Annotated in this window: 15 protein-coding genes and 1 pseudogene; 1 reads left to right on the top strand and 15 read right to left on the bottom strand. The window is 61.2% G+C overall.

Annotated elements, in window-relative coordinates:
* The 10 genes and pseudogenes from trkA to AAAK34_RS06890 form a co-directional block, all read right to left on the bottom strand.
* Complete coding sequence (trkA, locus tag AAAK34_RS06935; protein ID WP_231693448.1) at window positions 1-1,389, bottom strand: Trk system potassium transporter TrkA; 1,389 nt, start codon at window positions 1,387-1,389, stop codon at window positions 1-3.
* A gap of 63 nt (window positions 1,390-1,452) precedes the next feature.
* Window positions 1,453-1,863 (bottom strand): YchJ family metal-binding protein, encoded by a 411-nt coding sequence (locus AAAK34_RS06930; RefSeq protein WP_231693799.1) that lies wholly within the window; start codon window positions 1,861-1,863, stop codon window positions 1,453-1,455.
* 26 nt (window positions 1,864-1,889) lie between these two features.
* Complete coding sequence (locus AAAK34_RS06925) at window positions 1,890-3,026, bottom strand: acyl-CoA dehydrogenase family protein (RefSeq protein WP_231693449.1); 1,137 nt, start codon at window positions 3,024-3,026, stop codon at window positions 1,890-1,892.
* 26 nt (window positions 3,027-3,052) lie between these two features.
* Window positions 3,053-3,736, bottom strand: a complete 684-nt coding sequence (locus AAAK34_RS06920) for an SDR family oxidoreductase (protein ID WP_231693450.1) — start codon at window positions 3,734-3,736, stop codon at window positions 3,053-3,055.
* A gap of 22 nt (window positions 3,737-3,758) precedes the next feature.
* Complete coding sequence (locus AAAK34_RS06915) at window positions 3,759-4,940, bottom strand: acetyl-CoA C-acyltransferase (RefSeq protein ID WP_231693451.1); 1,182 nt, start codon at window positions 4,938-4,940, stop codon at window positions 3,759-3,761.
* 111 nt (window positions 4,941-5,051) lie between these two features.
* A pseudogene (gene aceK, locus AAAK34_RS06910) lies at window positions 5,052-6,955 on the bottom strand (bifunctional isocitrate dehydrogenase kinase/phosphatase).
* 58 nt (window positions 6,956-7,013) lie between these two features.
* Complete coding sequence (gene can / locus AAAK34_RS06905; protein WP_231693453.1) at window positions 7,014-7,700, bottom strand: carbonate dehydratase; 687 nt, start codon at window positions 7,698-7,700, stop codon at window positions 7,014-7,016.
* Window positions 7,701-7,739: 39 nt separating this feature from the next.
* The gene (locus AAAK34_RS06900; RefSeq protein WP_231693454.1) at window positions 7,740-8,921 is read right to left on the bottom strand and encodes an isovaleryl-CoA dehydrogenase; all 1,182 of its coding nucleotides are present in this window, start codon (window positions 8,919-8,921) and stop codon (window positions 7,740-7,742) included.
* 58 nt (window positions 8,922-8,979) lie between these two features.
* On the bottom strand, window positions 8,980-9,414 hold the full coding sequence (locus tag AAAK34_RS06895; RefSeq protein ID WP_231693455.1) for a PaaI family thioesterase: 435 nt from the start codon (window positions 9,412-9,414) through the stop codon (window positions 8,980-8,982).
* A 79-nt stretch (window positions 9,415-9,493) separates the two neighbouring features.
* Window positions 9,494-9,895 (bottom strand): MerR family transcriptional regulator, encoded by a 402-nt coding sequence (locus AAAK34_RS06890; protein WP_231693456.1) that lies wholly within the window; start codon window positions 9,893-9,895, stop codon window positions 9,494-9,496.
* A 299-nt stretch (window positions 9,896-10,194) separates the two neighbouring features.
* Here AAAK34_RS06890 and AAAK34_RS06885 point away from each other — a divergent pair, with 299 nt between their 5' ends.
* Window positions 10,195-11,259 carry an MBL fold metallo-hydrolase gene (locus AAAK34_RS06885; RefSeq protein WP_231693457.1) on the top strand — a complete coding sequence of 355 codons (1,065 nt, stop codon included), beginning with the start codon at window positions 10,195-10,197 and terminating at the stop codon, window positions 11,257-11,259.
* A 21-nt stretch (window positions 11,260-11,280) separates the two neighbouring features.
* On the opposite strand, the gene AAAK34_RS06880 is transcribed toward AAAK34_RS06885, so the two are convergent.
* From AAAK34_RS06880 to glyS, 5 genes are all read right to left on the bottom strand, one after another.
* Complete coding sequence (locus AAAK34_RS06880) at window positions 11,281-11,994, bottom strand: SprT family zinc-dependent metalloprotease (RefSeq protein WP_231693458.1); 714 nt, start codon at window positions 11,992-11,994, stop codon at window positions 11,281-11,283.
* A gap of 235 nt (window positions 11,995-12,229) precedes the next feature.
* Window positions 12,230-13,003: a lysophospholipid acyltransferase family protein gene (locus AAAK34_RS06875; protein ID WP_231693459.1), complete on the bottom strand. Its 774-nt coding sequence runs from the start codon at window positions 13,001-13,003 to the stop codon at window positions 12,230-12,232.
* A 32-nt stretch (window positions 13,004-13,035) separates the two neighbouring features.
* Window positions 13,036-13,626 carry a D-glycero-beta-D-manno-heptose 1,7-bisphosphate 7-phosphatase gene (gmhB, locus tag AAAK34_RS06870; RefSeq protein ID WP_231693460.1) on the bottom strand — a complete coding sequence of 197 codons (591 nt, stop codon included), beginning with the start codon at window positions 13,624-13,626 and terminating at the stop codon, window positions 13,036-13,038.
* 9 nt (window positions 13,627-13,635) lie between these two features.
* Window positions 13,636-14,256 (bottom strand): hypothetical protein, encoded by a 621-nt coding sequence (locus tag AAAK34_RS06865; protein ID WP_231693461.1) that lies wholly within the window; start codon window positions 14,254-14,256, stop codon window positions 13,636-13,638.
* Window positions 14,256-16,394, bottom strand: coding sequence for a glycine--tRNA ligase subunit beta (glyS, locus tag AAAK34_RS06860; RefSeq protein ID WP_231693462.1), 2,139 nt, complete (start codon window positions 16,392-16,394; stop codon window positions 14,256-14,258). The genes AAAK34_RS06865 and glyS overlap by 1 nt, the downstream gene beginning before the upstream one ends.
* Window positions 16,395-16,413 lie beyond the last annotated feature (19 nt).

The raw sequence follows: 16,413 nt of genomic DNA, 5'->3' as shown, positions 1-16,413 counted from the left end.
TCAGAAGAAGGTTGCCCGCACCTGAAACAGCTTTTCCACCTCGCGCACCATGCGCTTATGCGGCAGGAAGATGATGACGTGGTCATCTGTTTCGATGACCAGATCGTCACTGGGCATCAACACACGCGCGTCACCTTCCTGACCTCGGACGATCGCTCCTATGCGCGCGCCCTCCGGAAGCTTGATGTCGCCCACATGACGCCCCACCAGCCGAGAAGTTTTTGAATCGCCGTGCGCGATGCCCTCCAGCGCCTCGGCCGTCCCGCTTCTGAGGCTGTGAACCGCTGCCACCGCTCCGCGGCGCACATGCATCAGCAATTCGCCAATCACGGCATGCGAGGGTGATATGGCGATATCAATGGTGCTGCCCTGCATCATGTCGGCGTAAGCACGTCGGTTGATCAGCGCCATGACCCGCCGTGCGCCCATGCGCTTGGCAAGCATGGCAGACATGATGTTGTCCTCATCGTCGCTGGTCAGGGCGATGAAGAGATCCATCTCGCCCACATTTTCTTGCTGGAGCAAGTCTTCATCAGCGCCGTCACCTTCCAGCACCAGCATGTCACGCGGCAATTCTCCGGCCAGATACTCTGCTCGCTTGCGGTTGGATTCGATGATTTTTACCTCGCAGGTGCCAGCCAGGCCTCGCGCCAACCTCAGCCCGACCTTGCCGCCACCCACAATGATCACGCGGCGCACCGGCCGATCAGGGTTGCCAATGGCGTGAAGCACCTGTCTCACCTTTTCCTGCGCGACCAGCACGTAGATCTCGTCGCCCGCTACGACGCGGGTGTCGCCTTCCACCGGCAACTCGACATCTTGCCGGTAGATGGCGACGATCCGCAGGGGCACGTCAGGATTTTCGGCGCGGAAATCAGCAATGGAATGGTCAGCCAACCGGCTGCCTGGAGCCACACGCAACGCCACCAGGTGAGCCTTGCCCTGCGAAAACCGCACGACCTGCAATGCACCTGGGTACTCGATCAGCAACTGTACGTAGTTCGTGACCGACGCCTCGGGGCAAAGGACCTTGTCTACCGAGAACCCGTCTTTGTCGAGCAATTTGTCGCCCTGAGGGAACTCAGGTGAGCGCAGGCGCGCGATGGTGGTCGGGATACTGAACACATCGTGTGCGATCTTGCAGGCCACCAAGTTGGTTTCATCCAGCGCCGTGCAGGCAATGAACAGATCGCAATCTTCGGCGCCCGCCCCGCGCAGCACCGATGGCTGAATGCCGTTGCCGGCAACTCCGCGCAGCTCCAGGCGCTCTTCCAGGTTCCGCAGGCGCTCAGGCTCGGTATCGACCACGGTAATATCGTTGGCCTCGGACACCAAGGTCTCGGCCACGCTTTCCCCGACACGGCCAGCGCCCAGAATGATGATTCTCATGGGTAAAACCCTCTTGTGGCACTGCCCGGCCCCATGGGACGCACTCTTACCGCAGAAAAAACCTCAAGAGAAACTGCCGTCCACATAAAACCACCGAAGCAAGCCATTTTCGCCATTCTCGCGCACGAAACGACTTCTTTCATGCAACCGTATGGCGCGGCCCTGCAAACGGGAGCGGGCAACGAACTCCACCTCTGCGTGCGTATCATCTACGCCACGTTGTGCGCGCACTTCGAGGCCCAGCCATTTGATGCCGGCATCAAAATCCAGCGTCGTGGGCCTGGTTGAGTGGTGCCAGGTGGCCAGCAAATAGGTTGCGTCCTCACGGACGAACGCCGTGTACCGGGAACGCATCAGCGCCGCAGCATCAGGTGCCGGAGCCGTGGCGAAATGGTCGATCCAGCGTCCGCAGCATTCCGCGTACCCGGTACCCACTGGGTCGCCGCCACACGGACACGGCTCACGTAAGGTTATGGCTCGGCCCTTTTTACTGGGTGTATTCACAGCGCCCGCGATATGATGATTTTTTGCACGTCGCTGGTACCTTCGTAGATCTGGCACACGCGCACATCACGGTAGATGCGTTCCACTGGGAAATCGCTCACATAGCCGTAGCCACCCAATGTCTGTATGGCCGCTGAGCAGACCTGCTCGGCGGCCTCGCTGGCAAATAGTTTGGCCATGGCCGCCTCCTTCAGGCAGGGCCGGCCGGCATCGCGCAGAGCGGCGGCGTGCCATACGAGCTGCCGGGCTGCCTCCAGCCGCGAGGCGCATTCAGCCAGCCGGAAGCTCACGGCCTGATGGTTAAAAATGGCCGTTCCAAACGCCTCGCGCTCCTTGGCATACTGAATGGCCACTTCCAGCGCCGAGCGGGCCATGCCCACACTTTGCGCCGCGATGCCAATGCGCCCACCCTCCAGCGCACTCAGCGCGATCTTGTAGCCTTCACCCTCTTCGCCGATGAGATTCTCGGCGGGCACGCGACAGTTTTCCAGGTTGATCTGGGCTGTATCGCTGGAATGCTGGCCGAGCTTGTCTTCCAGGCGCGCCACCACCCAGCCCGCGTTGCCAAGCTGATGAGTGGGCACGATGAACGCGCTCAGGCCGCGTTTGCCCGCGGCCTTGTCAGTAACGGCAATGACAATGGCCACGTGGCCGTTCTTGCCACTGGTGATGAATTGCTTGGTGCCGTTCAGCACGTATTCACCCCCGTCCCTCACTGCGGTGGTGCGCAAACTGGACGCATCGCTACCGACATGAGGCTCAGTGAGCGCAAACGCACCCAGCATCTCTCCGCGCGCGGCAGGAGCAAGCCATTTTTGCTTCTGCGCTTCGCTGCCGTACATCATCAAAATAGCGTTATAGGGGCAGTTGGTGACGCTGATCGGTGTGCTGGTGCCGCCGTCGCCGGCAGCCACTTCCTCCAGCACCAAGGCTAGAGTAACGTAGTCAAGCCCCGCACCGCCATACTCTTCCGGAACGCAAATACCATAGGCGCCGAGTTGCGCGAGCCCCTGGTGGGCCTCCACCGGGAAGTCATGCTCCTTATCCCAGCGTGCTGCATGGGGCCAGAGTTGTTCCTGCGCGAAGGCGCGCACGGCATCGCGAATCATTTCCTGATCTTGGGTAAGCAGCATGTGGGGTTCTTTCGAGAATTATTGTCTTACCAACCTTCGATGGTGGAGCCGTCGTAACGCTTGAAGCTGCCACTGTCAGCTGGCGAAGCATGGGCCAGTGTGGAGCGGAGTCCGGCTGCACTGGCTTGCACTGTGACCGGTGCAGAGTCGCCCCCCATGGAGGTCTTCACCCAGCCGGGGTGAAACGCCACAAAAATGGCACCAGGGTAGCTGTGCCGCCCGGAAGCTATGGCCATGTTGAGTGCCGCCTTGCTCACGCGGTAAAGCCAGGCGCCAGAGCTGGCCACACCACTGATGTGCCCCATTTCACTGCTGACGAAACCGAAGCGCCCTCCGCCAGACGCCTTGCTGGCTTCGACCAGTGGGGCGACTTGCGGAATGACCTGCATGGCGCCCAGAACGTTGGCATGCATGACGCGATCAAATTCCTCTCGGGTAGGAGGTGTCTGGGCGTTCGCGCGGCTGCACATCACGCCCGCGACATACCAGGCTGTGTCAACTTTCTCGCCGTCGAGCCGCCATGCCAGGCCACTGACGCTGGCGGGGTCGGAGACATCCAGCTGGAGAGCCTCGCAGCCGAGCGCGCGCAACTTGGCGAGGCTCTCGGCATCCCGCGCGGTCGCGATGACACGATCGCCTGCAGCGGCATACTGACTCGCCATTTCATGGCCGATGCCGCGTGAGGCGCCAATGATCAGCGTAGTAGACATATAGATCCTCTGTGCATGGACACTAGAGCAACTCGAGTGCCACGGCAGTAGCCTCGCCACCGCCGATGCACAGCGTCGCCAGACCTTTCTTCAGTCCACGTGCCTTCAGCGCATACATCAAGGTCACCATGATGCGCGCGCCGCTGGCGCCAATAGGGTGCCCCAGGGCGCAGGCGCCTCCGTTGACATTGACCTTCTCGTGCGGAACCTTCAGATCGTGCATTAACGCCATGGGCACGACGGCGAAGGCTTCATTGATTTCCCACAGATCAACATCGCCCACCTGCCAGCCTGCCTTCTTCAGCGCCTTCTCGGTGGCACCAATGGGAGCCGTGGCAAACCATTCGGGCTCCTGGGCATGGGTGGCGTGGCTGACTATGCGGGCCAGCGGCCGGCAGCCCAGCGCTTTTGCCGTGGACTCGCGCATCAGCACCATGGCGGCCGCGCCGTCATTGATGCTGGAGCTGCTGGCTGCGGTGACGGTGCCGTCTTTCTTGAACGCAGGCTTGAGGCCCGCGATCTTCTCGACGTTGATGCGGCCAGGACCTTCGTCGATCTCGACCACGCGCTCGCCCTTGCGATCCTTGAGGGTCACGGATGCGATTTCTTCCTTGAATGCGCCGGAGCGAATGGCTTCCTGAGCACGCTGGACGCTGGCAATGGCAAAGGCGTCCTGCTGCTCGCGGCTGAAGTGGTACTTGGCCGCGCAGTCTTCACCAAAGGTGCCCATGCTTCGGCCCGGCTCATAGGCGTCTTCCAGGCCGTCAAGCATCATGTGATCGAACACTCGATCGTGGCCCATGCGGTAACCACCGCGGCCCTTCAGAAGAAGGTAGGGTGCTCCTGTCATGCTTTCCATGCCGCCAGCCACCAGTACGTCGTGCGATCCGGCGACAAGCATGTCGTGCGCAAACATGGCCGCGCGCATGCCGGAGCCACACATCTTGCTCAGTGTGACCGCCCCAGCACTCTTGGGCAGACCGCCCTTGAATGCCGCTTGCCTGGCCGGCGCCTGACCTTGGCCGGCCAGCAGACAGTTGCCGAACAGCACCTCTGTGACGAGATCCGGCTGAATACCCGCGCGCTCCACGGCAGCCTTGATGGCAACCCCGCCCAGATCATGGGCAGCCAGGCTGGAAAAATCGCCCTGAAAGCTGCCCATAGGGGTGCGAGCGGCAGAAACAATAACGACGGGGTCGGACATGATGGTCTCCTTCAAAGATATAAGAATAAAGAGTAACGAGTGAAAACCAGAATCCAAGAATATCGATCGCTCCGACTTCCGCGTACAGGAATAGAGAGATCGGAAGGCTGCTTATTCGGAGTGCTCCTCGTTGGCCAAGCCTGTCGACAACTCCGAATCATCGGGAGGGGCTTTATCGCCCACCGCCACCGCACTGGCCTGCGCTGAAGCGCCCCACGTGCCGCCCTGGACGTCGAAACGCCGATGCACGCCGTACGGGAAAAAATCTATGACTTCTCGGCGCTGAATGCGCTCTTTGTTGCGCTGCCAGAAATCGGCCTCCAGCAAGTCGGCGTGGTGCCGCATGAAGGCCTCTCGCACTCTCGGATTGCCCAGCAGGAAGGGAGCAAAGGTTTCAGGGAAGACATCCCCTTTGGCCACGCTGTACCAGACCTCGCCACTCATCTCGTCCTCCTCGCACCGCGCGGGAGGTACTCGGCGAAAGTTGCAGTCGGTCAGGTATTCGATCTCGTCGTAGTCGTAGAACACGACCTTGCCGTGCCGAGTTACGCCAAAATTTTTCCAGAGCATGTCTCCGGGGAAAATGTTGGCGGCGACCAAGTCCTTGATGGCGTTTCCGTATTCGATCACGGCATGCTGAAGCTGAGCGGCGGCCACCTCGTCTTCTTCACCGGCGTCTATCGCCTCTTGCAGATAGAGGTTAAGGGGAATCATGCGCCGCTCGATGTAGGCGTGTGCGATGACGACTTCGGTCTGGCCATCGCCGTCGCGATCAGCGATGTCGAGCTGGCTGGGAGCATGCTTTTCGATCTCGGCAATCAGGGCGTCTTCAAAGCGGTCGCGCGGAAAAGCCAGCAGCGAAAATTCCATGGTGTCGGCCATGCGGCCGACGCGGTCATGGTGCTTGACCAGCTGGTATTTTTTCGAACCTGCTCCCGCGTGGTCTCCTTGGGCGGCGGATAAAAATCCTTGATGATCTTGAACACATAGGGAAAGCTGGGCATGTCAAACACCAGCATGACCATGCCCTTGATGCCAGGCGCTACGCGAAACTTGTCTGTGCTGTGGCGCAGGTGCCAAAGCAGATCCCGATAGAAAAGATTCTTGCCCTGCTTGGCCAGGCCCAAGGCGTTGTAGATCTCGGCCCGGGGTTTGCGCGGCATGAGGCTGCGCAAGAACTGCACGTAGGCCGACGGGATCTCCATGTCCACCATGAAGTAAGCGCGCGAAAATGAAAACAGAAGCAGCAGGTCCTCTTCCCCGAACAAGGCGGCATCAACGAACACGGTACCTGGCTGACGGTGCAGAATCGGTAGCGCAAAAGGTACTTCGCGGTAGCCGTTGATCAGCTTGCCCACCAGGTAAGCACCCTTGTTACGGAAGAAGAGGCTCGAAAGCGCCTGGATCTGGAAATTGGTTCGCGGCCGGCCAGCCCCCAACGCATGGTGCATGGCGTCTGCTACATAGCGTGCGTCGCGCTGCATATCCTCGAACTTGCAGCGCAGTCCGAATGATTCGAGCATGGCCCGAACCGCGTCTTCCAGGCGGTTGAAATCCGGGTAGAAGACCTGATAAGTGGGCTTGGCTTTGGGGTCGTCTGTCTCCAGGTACTCGGTGCTGACGGCCGGGCGAACGAAAATGAAATCGTTCTGAAAATAGCTGCGGTGGAGAATCTTCGTGGTGACCGAGTTGAAGAAGGTCTCGGCCAGTTCCGGCTGCTTGTGTGCCACCAGCATGCCAATATAGTGGAGCTTGATCTGCTGCCAGACCTCCATGGGCTGCGCGCCTGCCTTGAATTCGCGCTCCAACCGGCGTTGGCACTCTCTCACGCGCAGGTCATAGAACTCGATGCGCTCACGCTGAGCGCGCTGCTGGCCATGCCAGTCGCAGGTTTCGAAACGGTGTCGGGCACGTGCCGATTCTGTACGGAAGAGACGGTAATGGCGGTTGAAGCCATCGACCATCGCCTGAGCGATGTCGCGTGCCATGGGTGAATCAAGCGCCTGAGGTGACATGGCTTCAGTACTTCCCCTCGACCCTGTGCGCTCGATCTGACTCAGTGTTTTTCGTGGACTAGATAACGAGATCGCTTGATGGCGCGTCTGCATTGGACGCGCGCGGATAGCGCTTGATAGCGGTGCGGAATACGTCAACCACCTCGCCCGGGTGCGTCATGGTGACACCCAGATCCTTGACCCGCCCATCCTTGAGGCCATAGCACCACCCATGCACCGACACGGATTGCCCACGAGCCCAGGCATCTTGCACCACGTTGGATTGGGCCACATTGCCGACCTGCTCGATCACGTTGACTTCGCAGAGCGCGTCTTCCTGCTCGTGATCGCACAAATGCATCAGGCGCCCGCGGTGACGCATTTTCACATCGTGTACATGACGCAGCCAGTGGTCAGCCAGCCCCACCCGCTGCTCGCGCAGCACCGCCAGCACGCCACCACAGCCGTAATGGCCGACCACCATGATGTGCTCGACCTTCAGCACATCGACGGCGAACTGTATGACCGAGAGCGCATTCAGATCGGTGTGCACCACGACGTTGGCAACGTTGCGGTGCACAAACACCTCACCGGGCGCCAGGCCAATGACCTGGTTTGCGGGGACACGGCTGTCGGAGCAGCCGATCCAAAGATACTTGGGCGATTGCTGAGCGGCCAGGCCTTTGAAAAAACCCGGGTTCTCGCGCTCGACCTGCTCGGACCATGCCCGGTTGTTGTCGATCAGATGCTGTAGCGGGGATGACATGATGGTATCTTGGCTGATTGAAGTGGGTTCAAGGTTAAATCACATGGTTTCAGAGAACAGCTCCCGGCCGATCAGCATGCGACGGATCTCACTGGTGCCCGCGCCAATTTCGTACAGCTTGGCGTCGCGCCAGAGGCGGCCGAGCGGATACTCGTTGATGTAGCCATTGCCGCCAAAGAGCTGAATACCGTCGCCGGCCATACGAGTGGCCTGCTCAGCCGTCCACAGGATCACTGAAGCGCAATCTTTGCGCACCTGCCGCACATGCTCGGCTCCCAAGGCGTCGAGGTTCTTGCCAATAGTGTAGAGGAACGCCCGGCCCGCCTGCAGCACGGTGTACATGTCGGCCACCTTGCCCTGCACAAGTTGGAACTCGCCAATGCTCTGGCCAAACTGCTTGCGATCGTGAATGTAAGGAACCACGTTGTCCATGACGGCCTGCATGATCCCGACGGGGCCACCGGCCAGCACGGCGCGCTCGTAATCCAGGCCGCTCATGAGCACTCTGGCACCCTGGTTCAATCCCCCCAGTATGTTCTGGGCGGGCACTTCAACGTTGTTGAACACCATTTCGCCGGTGTGGCTGCCCCGCATGCCGAGCTTGTCTAATTTTTGCGCCGTGGAAAACCCCTTCATGCCCTTCTCGACGATGAAGGCTGTGACGCCGCGCGCGCCCAACTCGGGCTCGGTTTTCGCATAAACCACCATGGTGTCGGCATCCGGGCCGTTGGTGATCCACATTTTGGTGCCGTTCAGCAGGTAGTAGCCGCCTTTGTCCTCGGCCTTGAGTTTCATGCTGATGACGTCGCTACCGGCACCCGGCTCGCTCATGGCCAGCGCGCCCACGTGCTCGCCGCTGATCAGCTTGGGCAGGTATTTCTTCTTTTGCTCCGCGCTGCCATTGCGCTTGATCTGATTCACACACAGGTTGCTGTGCGCTCCGTAGCTCAGCCCGATGGAGGCACTCGCGCGGCTGATTTCCTCCATGGCGATCATGTGCGCGAGGTAGCCCATGTTGGCGCCACCGTACTCTTCTGGCACCGTGATGCCCAGCACACCAAGCTCGCCCATCTTGGGCCAGAGATCCATGGGAAACTGGTCGCTGCGATCGACTTCCGCCGCGCGTGGTGCGATCTCGGCCTCGGCGAAAGAACGCACTGCGTCGCGCAATGCGTCGATTTCTTCGCCTAGCTGGAAATTCAGTCCGGGCAGGTTGCTCATGTCTTGTCTCCTTCAATTACGGGCTTGATAACGGGCTTGATAACGGGCGAGAGCCATCTCAATAGGTTTGCTGCACGGGCACGAGTGTTTGCTGCATCAGTGCGCAGGCCGATTCCTTGCCGTCGGCGCCGATATGATCGACTTCGGCGGTGGTCACAATCAGCCGCTTGCCCGATTTGACGACCTTGCCCACCACCCGCAGCGTACCGTCCGTGAAGTTGCTGAGGAAGTTGATCTTGTATTCCACGGTCACCACCTCCATGCCCTCGGGCGCGAGCGTCAGGCCCGCGTAGCCGCCAGCCACGTCGGCCACGGTTCCGATGGCGCCACCATGGAAACCGGCCTGCTGCTGCGTGAGAATTTCTGAATAGGGCAACCAGATTTCGACCCGCCCGGGCTCGACGCGCCGCAACTCGGCGCCGAGCAGGCGCATCATGCCCTGGCGCTCAAAACTGGCCGCCACGCGGTCGTAGGCAGAGGTAGGAGTGTTCATATCGTGGGGTTCCTGACTTTTATTCCAGTTTCAATTTGAGCTGCAACTCGAGCCTCTATTCCAGGTTCTATTCCGGCTTCTATTCCAGCGTGGGCTGAAGCCCCGCCAACAGAGCGCGCGCTTCGGTTTCGTGCTCGGCAACCTCGGCCAGCGTCGCCTGAAGTTCGGCCAGTTGCGCCTCCAGATGTGCACGGTGGCCGGCCAGAACGTGCAGGAACTGCTTCAACTGCGGGCCGGTGTCCCTGGGGCTGTCGTACATGTCGATCAGTTGCTTGGCCTCGGTCAGCGAAAGGCCCAGGCGCTTGGCTCGCAGAGTCAGTTTCAGGCGGGTACGATCGCGCGCGCTGTACATACGGGTTCTGCCGCCCGAGCCAGTGCGCTGTGGCTGCAGCAAGCCCATATCCTCATAAAAACGCATGGCGCGTGGCGTCAGGTCAAATTCGCGCGCCAGATCGCTGATGGTGAAGGTGTTCGTGGTCATGGCAGGCCAAAATAAAAGGGCGGGCAGCTGTCACCTGTGTGCGCTGCAACAACTGTGAACTCTGAGAGTCTGTTCATAATCTCCTCGCGGGACCGTTGCGCCCGAAAACCCGCGTCTGCGGCGTTGAAAATACTCGCGATACCACAAGGTATCCCTGCGTTTTTCGCCTTGCAGCCACAGTTTTTCGAACACAACAGCCCTCGCGCAGAGATGATGAACAGGCTCTTACTAAAATGGATCGACCGTTGACGTAAACGTCAACCACAGCCCCAATCGTACTTCACATTGAACATAAAACCATGAACGCCACCGAACTTGAACGCGCCCTGGACTACCCTTGGGGCGACGACCTGCCAGCTGCGGCTGGTACGCTGGAGGTGGCGCCCGGCGTGAAATGGCTGCGCATGACGCTGCCATTCGTGTTGAACCATATCAACCTGTGGCTATTGCGCGACCGCATAGATGGCCGAGACGGCTGGACGGTGGTGGATTGCTGCATTGACCGCCCCGAATCCCGCGCTGACTGGGAATCCGTGTTCGCCACGCAGTTGAACGGCCTGCCGGTGTTGCGTGTGATCGTCACCCACATGCACCCGGATCACATCGGGCTGGCGCATTGGCTGTGTGAGCGCTGGAACGCCCCGCTGTGGATCAGCGGCACCGACTACCAGACGGCCCGCTACGCCTGCGAGGTGGTCAACAGCTTCGGTGGCGACCGGCTGGCCCAGTATTTCGCCAGCCACGGCATGACAAATGCGGGCGATCTGGAGGAAATTCGCAACCGCAAGAGCTACTACCGCAATCTGGTTCCGACCGTGCCCGCCAGCTACACGCGTCTGCTGGACGGCGGCACGGTCACCATCGGCGGAAACGCCTGGCGCTGCATCGGCGGTTATGGTCACGCTCCGGAGCACATGGCGCTTTACTGCGAAGCGCTGGACGTACTGATCAGCGGAGACATGGTGCTGCCCCGCATTTCCACCAACGTCAGTGTGTACGAAATGGAACCGGAAGCAGACGCGCTGACCCTGTTTCTGGATTCGATCGACCGCTTCATGCCGCTGCCAGAAGACACCCTGGTTCTGCCCTCGCACGGCAAGCCCTTCAAAGGCCTGCACACCCGTATCCAGCAACTGCACGATCACCACCGGGACCGGCTGCAGGAAGTCATGGAAGCCGCACAAGCCAAGCCGGTGTCAGCCTATGATGTGCTCCCCGTGCTGTTCAAGCGACCACTCGACCTGCACCAGACCACTTTCGCTCTCGGCGAATCTGTGGCGCATCTTCACCGACTCTGGTACGCGGGCAAGCTAAAGCGCGTGCGCGATGCCGATGGAATCTTGAGATTCAGCCTACCAGGCTGACCCGACCCCTGATTGACGCCATCACCACCGCGGGACAGCTTCTTCCTTGAGCACCCCGCGCCGCACCTCGTAGTCGGGCAAGACACTTTCCACATGTGCCCAGAAGCGAGGACCATGGTTCATTTCGCGCAGGTGGGCCAATTCATGCACCACCACGTAGTCGATGATCGACTCGCTGAAGTGCACCAGGCGCCAGTTCAAGCGTATAGAGCCATCGGCACTGGCTGAGCCCCATCTGGTACCGGCCGAGGACAGGCTGAGCTTTTGCCACTGCACTTGCAGATTGGGGGCGTAGTGGTCCAGCCTGGTGGTGAACACTCGCCGCGCCTGGCGCATCAGCCACGCCTGCGTGGTGTCCCGCAGTTGCTCGGGCGTGGCGCTCTGGGGCAAACCCACGTGCAGGGTCAGGCGCGGAGCATCGGCCAGGGGCTGGCTACCGGTTTCCAGTACCGCGCCGCCACGGCCATGGCGCTGACGAGGGTCGAGCGCAAGAACGACCTGCTCGCCCAAAAATGGAAAGCTGGCGCCATCACGCCACTCGATGCGGGTGGATTCCATGCGGCGATGACGCTCGCGCGCTTCGCCCAGCTTGGAAACAATCCAGCGCTCCTTTTCGCGCAGCGCCGCTTCGACCTCGGCGACAGCGGTCAGGCGCGGTGCACTGACCACCAGCCCGTCGACCCCTACCGTGAAACCAATTGTGCGCCGCTTGCCACGGCGAAATTCGTAGGCCACGCGTGCTTGCGAAAAAAGATCTCCCGGTTGGCACGGGGGTGCTCGAATTGCGCAAGGCTGAGCACACTGGCCATGGGGAGCGCGGCAGACCCAAGGTGCGCTGACGGCGGCTTTTTCTCCGTGCTGAGTAGCGGCGGCTGGCGTGGCGGGCTCGCCTCTGGTTCAGCTTTAGTATCTTTGGTTTGTGAGTCAGTGCCCAAAAACCAATCGAACACCATTTGCAGCATCACGCCGCTCAGCCTCCTGGCTTGAGGTTGGAAACGCGTGCCTGCCCGCTCGGGTAGGCCTCTGGGTCCAGACGCAGCATCTCGGCCTCGATCCACGCCTCCACTTCGCGCATCAATTCATCGGGCTTGCGGCCCACGCTGGAAATTTGGGGGCCAATCGAAATGTCCACAATGCCGGGGCGTTTAATAAAAGCCTTGCGTGGCCAGCATTTGGCCGAGGTGACGGCAATCGGAATAACAGGCGCACCGCATTCGATGGCCAGCCGCGTGCCGCCGGTGCGGTAGGTTCCCTTTTCGCCACGAGGAATGCGCGTGCCTTCGGGGAACATGATGACCCACACGCCCTCGCCCATCAGCCGGCGGCCCTGCGCCACGACCTTGTTGAAGGCTTCCGCGCGCCTGCTGCGGTCAATATGAATCATGTCCATGCGCGACATGGCCCACCCAAAGAACGGCACCCGAAGCAATTCCTTCTTGAACACATAGGCCAGGGGGTGCGGCATGATCGCCGGCATGGTGAAAGTTTCCCACGTGGACTGATGCTTGACCAACAGTACCGCTCCGTCACTGGCTCCCGTCGGAAGGTTTTCCATGCCGCTGACGCGATTTTTGATGCCCAGGATGGCGGTGCCCCCGTTCACTGCCAGCTTCAGCCAGCCAGCACACATCCAGTAAATGCGGGTGCTAGTGAGAAACGGCGCAGCAATCACCACCGCCAGAGCCCACGGGATCACGGTAAGCACCATCCACAACTGGTGCAACACGGAACGGATCAGATTCATGACAGATGTACTCGAAGCATGTGCGCCAGCATTCAGGGCGCATTAGGTGGCTTGGGTGCCGATTGTGCGGCAGCTTCTGCCTCGGCAATGAAAGTAGTGGCGAACTCCGCCAGGTCAGTGTGAACACGCGTGCCGCGGGGAAACTCAGGCGGCAGCGGGTTGGTAGATGCGGGCGCACCCATGCCGGTCAGCACCAGATGCGGTACGCAACCGGCTGCAGCGGCGGCCTGCACGTCGCGGATGCTGTCGCCCACGGCGTGCACATTCTTCAAGTCGACTTTGTAGCGCTCTCCAATCTGCAGGAACAACCCGGGCAGCGGTTTGCGGCAGTTGCAGCCCTCGTCTGGCGCGTGGGGGCAGAAAAACACCGCTTCCACCCGCCCGCCTACGGCGGACAACTGCTTGTTCATGCGGGCATGAATGGCGTTCAGCGCACTCACATCGAACAGGCCCCGGCCGAGGCCAGGCATGTTGGCCGCGATCACGACGTGAAAACCGGCATGATTCAATCGAGCGATGGCGTCCAGGGAACCGGGCAGCGGCTCCCACTCCTCAGGCGTCTGGATATAGCCCTCGCGCTCGACGTTGATGGTGCCGTCGCGGTCTACGATGACAATTTTCATGATCCTGGATTATCTCTGCGGCGCTTCAATTTTCCAGCCCGTCACGTAGATGCTGCCAAAACGACCGCGAGCCAGTGAGAGGGTGACCGGCGTTCCCGCCGGGAGTCGCGCGGCGTCCGCCTCTTCAAGCAGTACACGCTGCGGCACCTCAAGCCCCGACACACGCAGCAGCGCTTGTGCGCCGCCAACGCCCCGTGGCGAGGCCTCCTGGGCACGGGCATTGAGCACAGTGGCCATACGTTCAGGCAATGCCTGGCGGTTCGTGCGATCGATATGTCGATACCCGACTGCCAGCGCTGCACCTGCCCACATCATCAGCCATAGCACCGCAGCCACAGGAATCACCCTTGCACCGCCAAAGCGGCGCCAAGACCATCGGGCAACCAGCACGAGCAGCGCCAGCAGCAGCAGAACGGTCAGGAACGGTAAACTCGCTTGCCACAGCAAACTGCCTGCGCCGCCAGTCGGCGCGGCCGCCGCAGTCAGGGGCTGCAGAGGCGTGGGGTCTTTCTCTGCAAGAGTGATAAGCCACCACTGCAAGGCCGCCACCACGAAGGGCGGCGCAAAGAGCCACCAGGCGACGCGCGAGACACGACGATCGGGCGCCTGTGACGCGCCGCCTTGCACCATCAGGCCGCCAGGCGCGACAGATCAGCCACGCGGTTCATGGACTGGTGGAGCATCTTGAGCAGGCCTTGCCGATTCATGCGCAAATCCAATTGCTCGGCGTTGACCATCACCCCGTCAAAGAAGGCATCAACCGGTTCGCGCAGGGCGGCCAGTATTCGCAGCGAAGCTGTGTAGTCGCCCGCCTCGAACTGGGCGTCGGCCTGAGGCACGATAGTCTGCATGGCCGCATGAAGGGCTTTCTCAGCGGGCTCTTGCAGCAGCAACTCGCTCACGTGAGCGTCCACCACGGTGTCGGCATCACCGGCCTTCTTCAAGATGTTGCCAATACGCTTGTTGGCTGCGGCCAGCGCAGGAGCCTCGGGGAGGCCGGCGAACACGCGCACAGCATCAAGGCGCTCGGGCATCTCGCCCCACAGAGGCCGCACGGCAATGACGGCATCGGCCTCCTGGGTGCTGTAGCCCAGCTCGCGCAGGTAGCCGGCCACGCGCTCGTAGAAAAAGTTGAGCAATTGCGCGTTGCTCTTTTCCGCGTCGCTTAGCAAACTGCCAAAAGCCCCGGCTGCTTGCAGCACGATATTCGCCATGTCCAGGGGAAGCTTTTTCTCAACAAGCATGCGAACAATACCCAGCGCATGTCGCCGCAACGCGAAAGGGTCTTTGTCGCCCGTGGGCAGGTTGCCAATGCCGAACATGCCGACCAGCGTCTCCAGCTTGTCGGCCAGTGCGACGACCGTGCCCACCTGGCCGCGCGGCAGTTCATCGCCGGCGAAGCGGGGCTTGTAATGGTCTTCGATGGCAAAGGCGATGTCTTCGGAAAGCCCATCGTGGCGCGCATAGTAGCCCCCCATGATGCCTTGCAGTTCGGGAAACTCGCCCACCATGTCGGTCGGCAGATCAGCCTTGGCCAGCATGGCGGCCTGATCGGCGGCCTTGGCAAGCACTTCGCCTCCCAGTTGCAGCCCGATCAGACGCGCAATGGCGCGCACCCGGTCGGTGCGCTCGCCCTGGGTGCCCAGCTTGTTGTGGTACACCACTTTGGCCAGCGACGGCACGCGCTCGGCGAGGCTCTTTTTCCGGTCCTGGTCAAAGAAGAACTTGGCGTCGGCAAGGCGGGGGCGCACCACGCGCTCGTTGCCGCCGATCACGGCGCTTGCATCATCGGGCGTGATGTTGCTTACCACCAGGAACTTGTTCGTCAGGCGGCTGTTCGCGTCCAGCAGCGGAAAGTATTTCTGATTGGCCTTCATGGTGAGGATCAGGCATTCCTGGGGGACATCCAGGAACTGCGACTCAAACTCGCACACCAGCACGTTGGGGCGCTCGACCAGGCCTGTCACCTCGTCCAGCAAGGCTTCGTCGTCGATCGGGGCCAAGCCCTCACCTGCGCGGGCGGCCGCTGCCTTGAGCTGAGCCTGTATGGCGGCACGGCGCTCTTCGAAGCTGGCGATCACGGCACCCTGCTCTCGCAGCGCGTCGGCATAGGTGTCGGCGGTTGCAATCACGATGGGATCGCGCTGCGCCTCGAAGCGGTGGCCATGGGTGGCGTTGCCCGCGGTCAGGCCAAGGGCGGTGACCGGCACCACGGTACTTCCGTGCAGAGCAACCAGGCCGTGCGCAGGCCGCACGAACTGCACGCTGCTCCAGCCGGGTAGCTCGCAGCCCGATTCAAGCTGGTAAGTCATGACCTTGGGAATGGGCAGCTTGGCGATTGCCTCGGTCAGTGCCTTTTGCAGGCCGGCTTCAAGCGTGGCACCCGGCGCGACACTATCAAAAAACAAGGCTTCGGCTTTGCCGTCCATGGCGCGCCGCAGCTGCGGCACCACGCTGGCGTCTGCGCCGGCAGCTTGCAGGCGCTTGAGCAACGCTGGTGTGGGGTTGCCGTCTGCGTCCAGGCCCACGCTCACGGGCATCAGCTTTTGCTGCACGGGCCTGTCCGCAGCCTTGGCGGCCACCTGCGTGACATGAGTGGCCAGACGGCGGGGGCTTGCGAACGCGGTGACGGCTGAACTCTCGGTCGCCAGTCCCTGCGCCTTCAACTGTTCATGCAGGACGGAGGCAAAGGCATCACCAAGCTTTTTCAGGGCCTTGGGCGGCAGTTCTTCAACGAAAAGTTCTATCAGGAGGTTTTGCACGGTCATGGGAGTCAATTCGAGTCAG

The organism is Ottowia caeni (assembly GCF_050821495.1).
Classification (GTDB): domain Bacteria; phylum Pseudomonadota; class Gammaproteobacteria; order Burkholderiales; family Burkholderiaceae_C; genus Ottowia; species Ottowia caeni.
Note: the sequence above shows the minus strand (reverse complement) of the source record. Positions and strands in the feature narration are given on the sequence as shown.

Excerpts from the sequence above, each read along its gene's own strand:
- trkA (WP_231693448.1), bottom strand. The coding sequence starts at position 1,389 with ATGAGAATCATCATTCTGGGCGCTGGCCGTGTCGGGGAAAGCGTGGCC.
- AAAK34_RS06925 (WP_231693449.1), bottom strand. The coding sequence starts at position 3,026 with ATGCTGCTTACCCAAGATCAGGAAATGATTCGCGATGCCGTGCGCGCC.
- AAAK34_RS06920 (WP_231693450.1), bottom strand. The coding sequence starts at position 3,736 with ATGTCTACTACGCTGATCATTGGCGCCTCACGCGGCATCGGCCATGAA.
- AAAK34_RS06915 (WP_231693451.1), bottom strand. The coding sequence starts at position 4,940 with ATGTCCGACCCCGTCGTTATTGTTTCTGCCGCTCGCACCCCTATGGGC.
- can (WP_231693453.1), bottom strand. The coding sequence starts at position 7,700 with ATGTCATCCCCGCTACAGCATCTGATCGACAACAACCGGGCATGGTCC.
- AAAK34_RS06900 (WP_231693454.1), bottom strand. The coding sequence starts at position 8,921 with ATGAGCAACCTGCCCGGACTGAATTTCCAGCTAGGCGAAGAAATCGAC.
- AAAK34_RS06895 (WP_231693455.1), bottom strand. The coding sequence starts at position 9,414 with ATGAACACTCCTACCTCTGCCTACGACCGCGTGGCGGCCAGTTTTGAG.
- AAAK34_RS06890 (WP_231693456.1), bottom strand. The coding sequence starts at position 9,895 with ATGACCACGAACACCTTCACCATCAGCGATCTGGCGCGCGAATTTGAC.
- AAAK34_RS06885 (WP_231693457.1), top strand. The coding sequence starts at position 10,195 with ATGAACGCCACCGAACTTGAACGCGCCCTGGACTACCCTTGGGGCGAC.
- AAAK34_RS06875 (WP_231693459.1), bottom strand. The coding sequence starts at position 13,003 with ATGAATCTGATCCGTTCCGTGTTGCACCAGTTGTGGATGGTGCTTACC.
- gmhB (WP_231693460.1), bottom strand. The coding sequence starts at position 13,626 with ATGAAAATTGTCATCGTAGACCGCGACGGCACCATCAACGTCGAGCGC.
- AAAK34_RS06865 (WP_231693461.1), bottom strand. The coding sequence starts at position 14,256 with ATGGTGCAAGGCGGCGCGTCACAGGCGCCCGATCGTCGTGTCTCGCGC.
- glyS (WP_231693462.1), bottom strand. The coding sequence starts at position 16,394 with ATGACCGTGCAAAACCTCCTGATAGAACTTTTCGTTGAAGAACTGCCG.